This is a genomic window from Lacinutrix neustonica (assembly GCF_026625145.1).
In the GTDB taxonomy this organism is placed as follows: Bacteria; Bacteroidota; Bacteroidia; order Flavobacteriales; family Flavobacteriaceae; genus Lacinutrix; species Lacinutrix neustonica.
The window spans coordinates 26,191-38,650 of sequence record NZ_CP113088.1; the positions used below are offsets into that span (position 1 = coordinate 26,191).

At 36.2% G+C, this 12,460-nt stretch carries 13 protein-coding genes and 2 pseudogenes; 6 read left to right on the forward strand and 9 right to left on the reverse strand.

Going from position 1 to position 12,460, the window contains the following annotated elements:
* Position 1: 1 nt before the first annotated feature.
* From N7U66_RS00130 to N7U66_RS00155, 6 genes are all read right to left on the reverse strand, one after another.
* Positions 2 to 661, reverse strand: coding sequence for an SDR family oxidoreductase (locus N7U66_RS00130; RefSeq protein WP_313791345.1), 660 nt, complete (start codon positions 659 to 661; stop codon positions 2 to 4).
* 135 nt (positions 662 to 796) lie between these two features.
* A complete protein-coding gene (locus tag N7U66_RS00135) occupies positions 797 to 1,270 on the reverse strand; it encodes a hypothetical protein (RefSeq protein WP_267676831.1) in 474 nt (157 codons plus the stop codon).
* Positions 1,271 to 1,314: 44 nt separating this feature from the next.
* Positions 1,315 to 1,611, reverse strand: a complete 297-nt coding sequence (locus N7U66_RS00140) for a putative quinol monooxygenase (protein WP_267676832.1) — start codon at positions 1,609 to 1,611, stop codon at positions 1,315 to 1,317.
* A gap of 103 nt (positions 1,612 to 1,714) precedes the next feature.
* The gene (locus N7U66_RS00145) at positions 1,715 to 2,107 is read right to left on the reverse strand and encodes an SAM hydroxide adenosyltransferase (RefSeq protein WP_313791346.1); all 393 of its coding nucleotides are present in this window, start codon (positions 2,105 to 2,107) and stop codon (positions 1,715 to 1,717) included.
* A gap of 110 nt (positions 2,108 to 2,217) precedes the next feature.
* The gene (locus N7U66_RS00150; protein ID WP_267678575.1) at positions 2,218 to 2,418 is read right to left on the reverse strand and encodes an SAM-dependent chlorinase/fluorinase; all 201 of its coding nucleotides are present in this window, start codon (positions 2,416 to 2,418) and stop codon (positions 2,218 to 2,220) included.
* On the reverse strand, positions 2,339 to 2,548 hold the full coding sequence (locus N7U66_RS00155) for an SAM-dependent chlorinase/fluorinase (protein ID WP_267676833.1): 210 nt from the start codon (positions 2,546 to 2,548) through the stop codon (positions 2,339 to 2,341). Before N7U66_RS00155 ends, N7U66_RS00150 begins: the two co-directional genes overlap by 80 nt.
* Positions 2,549 to 2,670: 122 nt before the next feature.
* Between N7U66_RS00155 and N7U66_RS00160 the strand changes: the two genes are divergently transcribed.
* Both N7U66_RS00160 and N7U66_RS00165 read left to right on the forward strand, forming a co-directional pair.
* Complete coding sequence (locus tag N7U66_RS00160) at positions 2,671 to 3,627, forward strand: PhoH family protein (RefSeq protein ID WP_267676834.1); 957 nt, start codon at positions 2,671 to 2,673, stop codon at positions 3,625 to 3,627.
* Between the two features lie 218 nt (positions 3,628 to 3,845).
* Positions 3,846 to 4,800: pseudogene (locus N7U66_RS00165) on the forward strand (phosphoribosylaminoimidazolesuccinocarboxamide synthase).
* Between the two features lie 114 nt (positions 4,801 to 4,914).
* Here the strand turns inward: N7U66_RS00165 and N7U66_RS00170 are convergent.
* From N7U66_RS00170 to N7U66_RS00180, 3 genes are all read right to left on the reverse strand, one after another.
* Positions 4,915 to 6,006 carry a heparan-alpha-glucosaminide N-acetyltransferase domain-containing protein gene (locus N7U66_RS00170; protein WP_267676835.1) on the reverse strand — a complete coding sequence of 364 codons (1,092 nt, stop codon included), beginning with the start codon at positions 6,004 to 6,006 and terminating at the stop codon, positions 4,915 to 4,917.
* Positions 6,007 to 6,135: 129 nt separating this feature from the next.
* The gene (locus N7U66_RS00175) at positions 6,136 to 7,116 is read right to left on the reverse strand and encodes a nuclear transport factor 2 family protein (RefSeq protein WP_267676836.1); all 981 of its coding nucleotides are present in this window, start codon (positions 7,114 to 7,116) and stop codon (positions 6,136 to 6,138) included.
* Positions 7,058 to 7,315, reverse strand: a complete 258-nt coding sequence (locus N7U66_RS00180) for a hypothetical protein (RefSeq protein WP_267676837.1) — start codon at positions 7,313 to 7,315, stop codon at positions 7,058 to 7,060. Before N7U66_RS00180 ends, N7U66_RS00175 begins: the two co-directional genes overlap by 59 nt.
* A gap of 546 nt (positions 7,316 to 7,861) precedes the next feature.
* Between N7U66_RS00180 and N7U66_RS00185 the strand changes: the two genes are divergently transcribed.
* The 4 genes and pseudogenes from N7U66_RS00185 (at position 7,862) to N7U66_RS00200 (ending at position 12,407) form a co-directional block, all read left to right on the forward strand.
* Positions 7,862 to 9,235 (forward strand): alanine/glycine:cation symporter family protein, encoded by a 1,374-nt coding sequence (locus tag N7U66_RS00185; protein WP_267676838.1) that lies wholly within the window; start codon positions 7,862 to 7,864, stop codon positions 9,233 to 9,235.
* 36 nt (positions 9,236 to 9,271) lie between these two features.
* Positions 9,272 to 11,177, forward strand: a pseudogene (gene acs / locus N7U66_RS00190) (acetate--CoA ligase).
* A gap of 139 nt (positions 11,178 to 11,316) precedes the next feature.
* Complete coding sequence (locus N7U66_RS00195; protein WP_267676839.1) at positions 11,317 to 11,502, forward strand: CsbD family protein; 186 nt, start codon at positions 11,317 to 11,319, stop codon at positions 11,500 to 11,502.
* 77 nt (positions 11,503 to 11,579) lie between these two features.
* Entirely contained in the window at positions 11,580 to 12,407 is an 828-nt protein-coding gene (locus N7U66_RS00200; protein ID WP_267676840.1) for an alpha/beta hydrolase, read from the forward strand.
* Positions 12,408 to 12,460: the final 53 nt, after the last annotated feature.

The following is a 12,460-nucleotide window of genomic DNA, read 5'->3' on the forward strand; positions in this document are numbered from 1 at the left end:
TTTAGCAAAATAGTCTCGGTGCCATGCCGTTTTTGGTAGCTTTATCCATAGATTGTTGTGCATTGCCATCACCAGTCAAAGCATTCATAGAGACATTGGTGTGAACAAAACCAGGGCAAACTAAGGTGATATCTATATGGTCTTTATAAAGTTCGGCTCTTAAACTATCAAAAAAACCATGCAGAGCGTGCTTGCTTGCGGCATAGCTTGATCTCAACGGCGTTCCTATTTTTCCAACGATACTAGTGGTCACTACAATATGACCCGATTGCTTGTTAATAAAATGAGGTAACAATGCTTTTGTTAAAGCGACCGTTCCTAAATAATTAATATCTATGAGGCGTTTATCTACCGCAATAGCCGTGTCTTTGGCTAAAGCCCGTTGACTAATGCCGCCATTATTTACTAATATATCAATGGTACTAAATAAGGCTATAGCGGCATCTACTTTGGGTTGTAAGTTGGTATATGCCTCTAAATCTAAAGGAAGTAATTTTACGGCATCAGCATTTTTACAAAGGTGTTTTACAGCTTCCAAAGCCTCGGCGTTTCTTGAAGATAGAATAAGCTTTGCCCCTTGATTAGATAATTCTATGGCTAAGTGCTTCCCAATGCCGGATGAAGCACCAGTAATCCAAACGATTTTGTTAGTAAAACTCATAACGACATTTTATTAAATTTTGTTTGTTCTGTCTTAACAAGGACGCCATGCTATAATAATTTGTTTAATTAGATGTTTCAGTAAAAAGATGCGCATACCAAATATATTAATTCCTCTTTCAACGACAGCCTTGTTTTAAAACATTCTGCGAGCCAGTCTTTTTAATATTCGAAATTCTTTTCCTTTTACTATACTTAGTTTTTGATTTCTATAACAGAGGCTTGTTACAAAATTGAAGTCATTTCCTGTTTTTGAAGAAAAATGAGTTGAACTTGTTGCATAAACAAGATAAGCCTTACCTATTTCGAATGGGTAACCACAATTTGATTCGCTCATTTCTGAAGCAATTTGAATAACTTCCGATTTCTTTATTCCTTTAATAACGGAGATTATTTCAATAGTATAAATAATAGGATCCCCTGAATTTTGATGGGTGCCATTACTTTTCAATTCCTTAGCAATAACTTTCCCAGTCAATATCAAATCTGACTCATTAAAGGCATTTTGAATTTTTTTATATAAAGATGTATCACTGTCAGCACAACTACAAGCAAAGGATTGAGTAATTGAAAAAAGTAAAATGAATATAATTAAAACTATTTTTTTCATAATTCATTATTTTTATGGCAATCAACTGTAAACCGAGACTGTTTTTACTTTAAACTAGCCACTTTATCCACGCTCCAAGCCTCCGGCTTATCATTAAATAGGGGTTTCGTTTGTGCCCATACGCCTTTGAATAATTCAGAATGCCGGTAATTTTCCAAATCGGTTTCTGAATGCCAATAACTATAAGTAAAAAAGATATGGGGATGCTGTTTGTCTCGATATAATTCTAAAAACTGGCACCCTTCAAAATCCCGAATGTTCTGTTTTACACCTTGAAAATTTTCTAGAAATTTTTTAATATTTTCTTCAGCAAAACTCATTTTTACGATTCTTACTAGCATGTATTTTAGTTATAAGTTAAACGGTTAAACCTGGACATTTTTTATTGTTTCAAAGGGTTAGTTTAAACAATCATACGACGGCTTATTAACTACTGTTTGGGGCTTACTTAACAAAGTTAATAGTAACTGTATCCCTCAGTTTCAAGCCCATCAAAGAACTCGCACCACCTACATTACCCGTATTGCCTTTATATATAGCAATTTCCATATACTGTGAGGAGTTAAACACCACCAAGCCGCGACCTTCATCATTTCTATTTTCTTCAGGAATATCAAAATTTATAATATCGCTATATTTAGAATGTATCTTTTTAAACTTGTGGCTTCTCGCAGAAACTTCAAAGACACGGCCTTTCCGGATCCCTTCAAAAAACGTTTTTTTAATATTGGTAATCACGTTTCCATAATTATCAATATAAATAACACTACCAATAATTTGAGTCTTTTCCTCATTAACATAAGGCACCACATTTTTTATCGGCTTTATAGAAGTCATGGGTTTTCCTATAATACCTAGAGCACCGCCACGTGCAATGTGGCAAGCGACTTTTACAAAGACATCGAGTACAGGAAAACTCGTTTCAATCTTATCGTGAATATTGATTTCTACAATCTGCTCGGAGCAATCTCAGCACAAATCATACTCATAATACCATTATTAGCACATACAAAATAATGACCATCCAGCTTGATAGCCATATGTTTATTCTCTTGGTTAATTTCAGAATCAATACCAATAATATGTATGGTCCCTTCCGGAAAGCTGCTGTAGGCGTTTTGAATAATGTAAGCCGCCTCTCGGAATATTAAATGGAGAAACGGAGTGCGAGATATCAACAATTCTTACATCGGCCAATTCGCTATAAATAGCGCCTTTTATCGCACCAGCAAAGTGATCTTTCTCACCAAAGTCTGTAGTTAGTGTGATAATGGCCATTTAGTAATTGTTGATATTTTTTTGAATTTAAGCGAATAAAAGTTGTGGAACTTTCTTAAGTTTAATGCACAGAACAAATCTAGTAAAATTGAAGACATAAACTAAATAAAATCACCTGCCTTTTGAATGAAATCGTAATTGAACTTGAAGAAATCACACCTAAAGAATTTTTTGGTGATGGTAATGAAAATATAGAACTGTTAAAAAAATATTTTCCCAAACTAAAGATTGTTGCTCGTGGTAATAAAATAAAAGCTTTTGGTGATGAAGAGCTTCTAGAAGAATTTGACCGTAGGCTCACCATGCTCCTCACACATTTTGCAAAATACAACAAGTTGGATGAGAATGTGATAGAACGTGTGCTCACGAGTCAGAGTAGTGATGATTATGAAACGTCTGAAAAGAGTGGAGAAATCATTGTTCACGGGGTAAACGGTAAGTTAATAAAAGCACAAACGGCAAACCAGCGTAAACTGGTAGAGCTCATGCGTAAAAATGATATGGTGTTTGCTATAGGTCCTGCAGGAACAGGTAAAACTTATACAGGCGTAGCGTTGGCAGTACAAGCATTAAAAAGCAAAGCAGTAAAACGTATTATTTTAACGCGCCCAGCCGTGGAAGCAGGAGAGAATTTGGGCTTTTTACCTGGTGATCTAAAAGAAAAATTAGACCCCTACATGCAACCCTTGTATGACGCCCTAAGAGATATGATTGCACCTGAGAAATTAACGCAGTATATAGAGAATGGTACGATCCAGATTGCACCACTGGCTTTTATGCGGGGACGTACCTTAGATAATGCCTTCGTTATTTTAGATGAAGGTCAAAATACCACACATGCCCAAATGAAAATGTTTTTAACCCGTATGGGAAAGAATGCCAAGTTTTTATTAACTGGAGACCCCGGACAAATCGATTTGCCACGTCGCACGATTTCAGGATTAAAAGAAGCCCTTTTGGTACTTAAAGATATAGATGGTATTGGTATGGTCTTTTTGGATGATAAAGATGTCATTCGTCATAAACTCGTAAAGAAAGTCATTGCGGCCTACAGAAATATTGAAAATGCAGAGGCTTAATGGTATTAAAAGCCAGGAACCTGCTCTCGGCAGTCGCTATCAGAGATGAGCTCCAACAGAGCCTCCATCAGGGCTAGTCAGAGTAACTAAAAACAAAAAATAAAAAGGGTATCGCAATTGCGAAACAAATTGATAAATTTGTTGTGGCAATCTGCCGTATATAAAAAGAGATTACGACATTGTTGCACTCTCGTAATGACGCACTATTTAAAAAATAAATGAACAACACAATAACCGATTCAAATTTCAACTTCCCAGGACAAAAAAGCGTCTATAAAGGAAAAGTAAGAGCAGTATATAACATTAATGACGAGGCATTAGTCATGGTTGCAACAGACCGGCTGAGCGCTTTCGATGTCGTGATGCCAAAGGGGATTCCCTATAAAGGACAAATATTAAATCAGATAGCCACTAAGTTTATGGCGCAAACTGAAGATATTGTACCCAACTGGCTTACCGCAACACCGGACCCAAATGTGGCGGTAGGGCATTTATGTGAGCCTTTTAAAGTAGAAATGGTTATTCGTGGTTATATGAGTGGCCATGCAGCCCGAGAATATAAAGCAGGAAAAAGACAGCTTTGTGGTGTGGCTATGCCGAGAAGGCATGAAAGAAAACGATAAGTTTCCTTCGCCAATTATCACCCCGGCAACAAAAGCCGAAATGGGAGATCATGACGAAGACATTTCACGAGAAGACATTATAAAAAAAGGCATTGTAAGTGAAGCCGATTATCTAGTACTTGAAGATTATACTAGAAAATTATTTCAACGGGGTACAGAAATCGCAGCCTCTCGCGGATTAATTTTAGTAGATACTAAATACGAATTTGGGAAAACGAAAGCCGGTAAAATAGTCTTGATTGATGAAATCCACACGCCAGATTCGTCACGTTATTTCTATGAAGAAGGATATCAAGACCGTCAGGATAAAGGGGAGGCCCAAAAACAGTTGTCTAAAGAGTTTGTAAGGCAATGGTTAATAGCCAATAACTTTCAAGGATTAGAAGGACAAACCGTGCCGTTTATGAGTGATGAGTACATTCAAACGGTGAGTGAGCGCTATATTGAACTTTATGAGAAAATTATGGGCGAAACATTTATAAAAGCAGACGTCTCTAACATTCATGAGCGTATTCAAAAGAATGTGGAAGCGTATTTACAGTCTAAGTAGCACCTGTATATAAAAACAAAAAAGACCTTTCCTTCGAAAGGTCTTTTTTGTTAATACTAAATACGCCGCATTCATTGCTTTACAAAAGCAAAGTGCTCCAGTCGTATTGGTGTTTTATCCTGTGGTTATTCGATTATAGAAGCTTCTTATTTTTCTATATAAATACGTGTTTGTTTTAACATAATAAAACGAAATAAAACAAACCACAATCATAAAAATTACGGCACCAAAAATAGCTTGTGCCGGTGTTAAGGCTTTATAAAAAAAGTATTTTAAACTTATGCCTATAAAACTGCCATAAATAATCATAAAATGAATGACATAGATGGACAAGGTTTTTTGTCCTATTTTAGTAATAATGGCTTGCTTTAAATAACGCTCAAACGTGTAGAATACTCCAAATAAAACAAGCACATTCCCCAATCGCTTAAAAAGGTAATTATAATTCGCACTCTGCGTAAATAAAGGCAAATCAAACCAGTCATCTAAAAGCTTCAAAGTGGGAGAAGAGAAAAATATTAAAAAAACTCCAATGAGTAAAAACCCGGTGATTTTAATCTGCTTATAGTTATTTTTATTGCCAAACTCAGAAAACAGGATGGCGATAAATCCCCCAAAACAAACATAGCCAAACCATGGTAATATGGTAAATACAGAGCCGTTTTGTAAACTAAGATAATTAGAAAACAACACCGGCATATTCTCAATAGTTAAGGTTCTATACAGGGGTTCGGAAACAAAAATACTAAAGCCTAAAATTAAAAAGACAATCGCTAATAAGGCTTTATTACCAAAGACCATTAAATACACAAGGATTAGTAGTATGAGCGAGAGCCCTATACATTGTAGTACATCAACTTGTAAAAAATTAAGGTTTAATTTGCCATACATTAGGCTTATAAAAGAAAACCGTAAAGCATACCCAATGATAATGAGTAATATGCCACGTTGTAGTCCCTTTTTTATACGCTGCTTTTCTGTGCCTTTCTCTTGTGCTTTTAATAATAAAAAAACAAAAACTAAACCGGTTATCGTAAAAAACGTGGGTGCAGTAATACCCCTAAAATAGGACCAAATGTTATAGGCCGTATGGGTACTGTCCCTATAAATTGGATTTAAAAGGGTGTCAATAAAATGACCTTGTAACATCATTAAAATGGCAAATGCCCTAACGGCGTCTAGAAAAAAGAGTCTTTTAGGTTTCAATATAAAAAATAGTTAATGCTGTAAAGATAATAGAATACCTTTCATTTAAAAAAGATTGATTGATAGCATACCGTAAAAGAAAAAAATCTGATCGCTTATGAATTAAAGTTAAAAAGGGGAGTGTTTGTATTATTCTTTAGGGTATCTCTCAACATCTTTATGTTGCCAAATGAGGTTCACTATTTGCCAGGTACCATCTAATTTCATTAAATGTAAATATTCGACCCAATTATCTGAAACGAGCTTAACATTGGCTATACGGTTGTAAATGTCAAGAATGACAGCGGTATTATTTGCAGGGACAGGAAATTTAGTGTTCGATTTATTCCAAGAATTAGCGAATGCCATCATTTGTGTCTTTGTGGTTCTTTGGGAGTATTCTTTTTTTGTAGTTCTATCCCAACCAATAGTTACTTTATTTAAGCTATCGTTCAGGACTTCATTCATCAACTCCGGTTGTAATTGTTGTAATCCAATAAGATACCCTAATGCCTTTTCTTTAATTTCTATAGAGTCTTTTTGAGAGGCAATTTTACTTAAAACGATAGCGACATTAGAGTAAACGGGACGCGTTCTAATTAACTTACCCGAGGTATCTAATTGTTTTAAGTTAATGTTGTTACCAATGCTGTCGTATGTCTTTTCTCCAATAGCAAATTGCCATTGATTTAAAGCTAATTCACCTTTTTCATTATGGTAGCTGTAAGTAACATGGTTACCTATAGTATCATAAGTGTCTTGATAAGAAGCTATACCAACGGAATTATTTGTTACCTCTAGGTGTTCGTTTAAATTGTAGTGCGCTTTTGGTGCCCCTGTTTTGTCTAATAAAATACCAGTGGTTCCAAATTCGAAATAAGGAGCGACGTTTACTTCTTGGTTTTCTATATTATACCGTTTTTCTATAATTAATTTTTTGTGTTTTGACCAATTATAAGTGGCAATTCCCCAGTTGGACGCCATAGGTTGATCTTCTAAATTATAAAACATAAGGGTGTTTTTAAAACCATTACTATCATACAAAAAGACTTCTTTAAAGACTTCTCTGTCGTTAGTAACACGCTTGTTGTTTGGGTCGTAGAAGGTTACTGGTTTCTTTGTAATCTTCATAACGAATCAACATTCTATAGGCGCCTATAGAGAATAGGGGGTGTTGCTTTTCAGTATGGTAGTGGTTATTTATAATTTCAGTTAATCTACTAGAGGCATCATATTTAAAAACATAATGAGACGTAGCCTTTGCGGTTTCGCTGTTCATGGGATGCGTGCCAGCGAGCTCGACAAAAGGGGAAACGTGGTTATATCTCAAATGCCTGAAATAACTTTCTTTATACTGCTTTTGTGCGTGAATAGATATTGATAGACATAAAAAAAAAGAAGTTTTAAGAGTTTCATAATGACATTTTGATTTAGTCCTGGATGAGTAGTGATGCTAAATTACTTAATAAGTACTAGTTATAATACCTTTTATGCAAAGGAATATAGCCATAACCCAAACCCGTTCATGGCTCATGACACTTCGTTCAGGTATTGATTAACAGTATTACAAGATGAATGGCCTTAATACTGGTCGCCTAGTCCAACATACCAATGACTCTATAACCATGCGCATATTCATTATTTGTCCCGCATTTTCTATGCTTAATATATAACACTTTCTAAATGACTAAAGTCTTAGGTTTTAACAAAGCACGTTCTTCTTTAAAATTCCGTTTATTGAGAATTAAAAGGTCACCTAATTCTTAACGCTTAACATGAACACGATCTGGGGAGCATGGCCAAACGTGCCTATTTTTAATATCAAATAAATAGTTGGGTATTTAATATTAATATATATTTATACAAAACTACCAATTTGCAAAATCTCGACCAATGTATTGCCGATTTCGCTTCATTCGTATGGGGACTGCCCTTACTTATCATTTTAATAGGAGGCGGATTATTTTTAATCATTTATTCTAAATTTTTACCCTTTCGCTATTTGGGTCATGCCATTCAGGTCTTACGAGGGAAATATGATAATCCAGACGATCCAGGAGAAATTTCGCATTTTCAAGCCTTAACAACGGCATTGTCAACGACTATAGGTATGGGAAATATTGCGGGGGTTGCTGTCGCCATTGCTATAGGTGGTCCTGGTGCGATGTTTTGGATGTGGATAAGTGCTATTGTAGGTATGAGTACCAAGTTTTTTACCTGTACATTGGCGGTCATGTTTCGAGGCAAAGATAGTAATGGAGCGATTCAAGGGGGTCCCATGTATTTTATTACAGAAGGTTTAGGCCAGCACTGGAAACCCTTAGCGGCATTTTTCTGTCTTTGCGGCATGATTGGTGTCTTACCCGTTTTTAATGTAAATCAGTTAACACAGGCTATTAATGATATTGTGTTAATACCTAATGGGGTTCAAGTGTCTTTTTTAACGAACTTATCGGTGGGGTTGGTACTGGTTGCTATGACCTCACTTGTTATTTTGGGAGGTTTAAACCGAATTAGTAAGGTGGCCTCTAAACTGGTACCCAGTATGGTGATTTTATATTTTGTCCTTGTACTCATTATTCTAATCACAAATATCGAAGTCCTTCCAAAATACTTCAAACTTATTTTTACAGATGCTTTTGCAGCAAATAATTTTAATGGTGATTCTTTTTTAGGGGGCATGGTTGGTGGTCTTATTTTGTTGGGCGTGCGTCGTGGGGCCTTCTCCAATGAAGCTGGGATTGGTACAGCGCCAATGGCACACGGGGCGGCAAAAACAGCAGAGCCCATTCGTGAAGGTTTAGTCGCCATGTTAGGACCAGCAATAGATACCCTTATTGTTTGCACGCTAACTGCTTTAGCGATTTTAGTAACAGATGTTTGGCAAACCAGTGATGCTAATGGGGTGAGCTTAACAGCCTCGGCATTTGCTAAAACCATGCCTGTTTATGGTAAATATTTATTAATGATATGTATCGCTGTGTTTAGTATTTCCTCACTATTTAGTTATTCTTATTACGGAATGAAATGTGCGTCATTTTTATTTGGAGCGCACAACAAACATTATTTTAACTACTTCTATATTGTAAGTATCATTGTAGGCGCCACAACTTCTTTGAGTTTAATGTTAAATTTAATTGATGGCGTATTTGCTTTGATGGCTGTGCCAACCATGTTAACTACCATCGCATTAGCGCCAAAAGTATTGAAAGAGGCAAAACGGTATTTTTCAACCTTAAAAAAAGCATAATTTTTCTTAAATTTAAGAAGATAATAAAAAGCGATTATGAGCAATTACCATATAAAACACCTCGAAGAATATTACCAAGTCTATAGGAAGTCTATTAGTGAACCGAGAAAAGTTCGGGAAGAAATTGCCGAAGAACAGTTTCTATGGCGTAAAAAATGGGACCAGGTATTATCTTGGGATTTTACCAAACCTGAAGTCAAATGGTTTGAAGGGGCAAAATTGAACATTACCGAAAATTGCATCGACAGACATTTATTAACTAGAGGGGATAAAACAGCCATTATTTTTGAGCCTAACAATCCTGAAGAACAAGCGCTTCATATTACCTATAAAGACTTACACGAACGCGTTTGTAAAATGGCAAATGTGTTGAAGTCTAAAGGGATTAAAAAAGGAGATCGCGTCTGCTTGTATTTACCTATGATTCCAGAATTGGCCGTTTCTGTATTTGCCTGTGCACGAATTGGCGCCATTCACTCCGTGGTATTTGCCGGTTTTTCAGCCACAGCATTGTCCACCCGAATTAATGATGCCGATTGTAAAATGGTGATTACCAGTGACGGTTCTTTCCGTGGTAATAAAACCATTGACTTAAAAGGCATCGTTGATGCAGCTTTAAAAGATTGCCAATGTATAGAAAGTGTCTTAGTGGTAAAGCGCACCAATGCTAATGTTGCAATGAATGATTTAGACCATTGGTTAGAACCTTTGTTAAATGAAGCGTCTTCGCATTGTGAACCGTGAAATTATGGATGCAGAAGATCCACTATTTATATTATATACTTCGGGATCTACAGGTAAGCCTAAAGGGATGGTGCATACTACGGCGGGGTATATGGTATATACGGCGTATACCTTTAAAAATGTATTTCAGTATACAGAAAAAGATGTGTTTTGGTGCAGTGCAGATATTGGATGGATTACAGGACACAGCTATATTTTGTATGGCCCCTTGGCGAATGGCGCCACTTCAGTGTTATTCGAGGGCGTACCTAGTTATCCAGATTTTAGTCGGTTTTGGCAAATTGTAGAGAAGCACAAAGTGAATCAATTTTATACCGCACCAACGGCTATTAGAGCCTTGGCAAAAGAAGGCACCGCATATACTCAAAACAATGATTTATCCTCTTTAAAAGTGTTGGGTACCGTGGGAGAGCCTATCAATGAAGAAGCGTGGCACTGGTATGATGATAATATTGGTAAAAACCAGGCGCCTATAGTGGATACTTGGTTTCAAACAGAAAATGGTGGCATTATGATCACCCCAATTCCGTATGTCACCCCCACAAAACCCACCTATGCCACCCTGCCTTTTATAGGGATTCAGCCTTGTTTAATGAATGAAGAAGGTAAAGAAATTAGAGGAAATCAGGTGAGTGGACGCTTATGTATAAAGTTTCCTTGGCCCAGTATAGCGCGAACCATTTGGGGAGACCATGACCGCTATAAAGCGACTTATTTCTCGGCTTTTGAAAATAAATATTTTACAGGGGATGGTGCCTTACGGGATGAGGTTGGCTACTACCGCATTACAGGGCGTGTGGACGACGTGATTATTGTTTCCGGACATAACCTTGGGACCGCACCTATTGAAGATGCTATAAATGAGCATCCTGCAGTGGCAGAATCTGCCGTGGTCGGTTTTCCACATAATATAAAAGGCCATGCATTGTATGGCTATGTTATTTTAAAAGAATCTGGTGAAGGGAGAGACCAAGACAATGTACGTCGCGAAATTAATCAAATAATTTCGGAACAAATTGGACCCATTGCCAAACTTGATAAAATTCAATTTACTAGCGGATTACCTAAAACGCGAAGTGGTAAAATAATGAGACGTATTTTACGAAAAATTGCCTGTCAGGATTCTGAAAATTTAGGAGACATAAGCACTTTGTTAAATCCCGAAGTGGTAGAAAGTATTATTGAGAACGCCTTATAAAAGCACTTTTTACATAAAGCAGGAGTTAAAAAAAGTTAAATTATGGATTGAGATAATTTTAGTTTTGATTGGATTACAGAGGACAGTAATGTCTTTGTATTTTTAAATCAACATTAATTAATCTTAAAAATTTAAAATTATGAACAGCGATCAATTTGAAGGAAAATGGAAACAAATTAAAGGTGATTTTAAACAGAAATATGGGAAAATCACGGATAATGAATACAAGGAAGCCGAAGGTGACTTTGATAAATTAGCAGGTAAAGTTCAAGAAAAATATGGCAAGTCTAAAGAAGATCTTAAAAAAGAAATAGATAGTTGGTAGGCTTTAATTACCAAATCAAAACAGCGTCTCTAGGTCATGATTTAGAGACGCTTTTTTTTAAATAAAATGAAATATACATGATAAAAAACTACCTACTACCCCTGCTTTTAACGCTCATTTGCTCCAGTTGTGCCTCTAGAAAATTCGAAGATGTCTTATACTTAGAAAAAGTACCGAATGAGGAGTCTCTTAAGCTTAATGTCTTTCAACCTAGACATACAAAGGATTCAAAACCAATGCCCGTCGTTATCTTTGTACATGGTGGCTATTGGGCAGAAGGCGATAAAGATATTTATGGTTTTTTAGGGCGTAATTTTGCTAAGCACGATGTGGTCACTGTGATTCCGTCTTACACTCTAAGTCCGAAAGCGAACTATGATACTATGGCTAAAGAGATTGCAAAAGCGGTAGAATGGACCGTGAATAATATTGAAGAGTACCATGGCAATCCTGAGCAAATTTACTTAATGGGACATTCGGCTGGCGGTCATCTTATTGCTTTAATTAGTACCAATCCAAGATACCTAAAAACGCCTGAAGTGATAAAAGGTGTTATTTTAAATGATGCCGCAGGATTAGACATGTATACCTATTTACAAAACCATCCACCCACTGCAAAATACCATTATAAAACTACGTGGACTACAGATCCTGAACAATGGAAAAAGGCGTCTCCGCTTTATTTCGTAGATGAAAAAGCACCACCATTCCTCATTTATATTGGGAAAAAAACCTATGCCTCTATTAAAAAACAGAATGCGGTGTTTATAGATAAGCTTAATGAATTTCAAAAGGAAATACAACCCATCTATTTAGATAAAAAACACGTGCCGATGATGAGTCAGTATTTTTTTCCTTGGACCAAGCGTTACGATGAGATTTTATCATTCATTAACACGAATTAAGAGCCCGTCATAAATGGGTTTATAAACGGTAAATTTCTATAAATAGTGTAACT

What these genes read in the sequence shown, in the direction of transcription:
- N7U66_RS00195 (WP_267676839.1), top strand. Translation starts at nt 11,317, where the DNA reads ATGAACAGCGATCAATTTGAAGGAAAATGGAAACAAATTAAAGGTGAT.
- N7U66_RS00145 (WP_313791346.1), bottom strand. Translation starts at nt 2,107, where the DNA reads ATGACTTCTATAAAGCCGATAAAAAATGTGGTGCCTTATGTTAATGAG.
- N7U66_RS00140 (WP_267676832.1), bottom strand. Translation starts at nt 1,611, where the DNA reads ATGCTAGTAAGAATCGTAAAAATGAGTTTTGCTGAAGAAAATATTAAA.
- N7U66_RS00175 (WP_267676836.1), bottom strand. Translation starts at nt 7,116, where the DNA reads ATGAAGATTACAAAGAAACCAGTAACCTTCTACGACCCAAACAACAAG.
- N7U66_RS00155 (WP_267676833.1), bottom strand. Translation starts at nt 2,548, where the DNA reads ATGGCCATTATCACACTAACTACAGACTTTGGTGAGAAAGATCACTTT.
- N7U66_RS00200 (WP_267676840.1), top strand. Translation starts at nt 11,580, where the DNA reads ATGATAAAAAACTACCTACTACCCCTGCTTTTAACGCTCATTTGCTCC.
- N7U66_RS00135 (WP_267676831.1), bottom strand. Translation starts at nt 1,270, where the DNA reads ATGAAAAAAATAGTTTTAATTATATTCATTTTACTTTTTTCAATTACT.
- N7U66_RS00130 (WP_313791345.1), bottom strand. Translation starts at nt 661, where the DNA reads ATGAGTTTTACTAACAAAATCGTTTGGATTACTGGTGCTTCATCCGGC.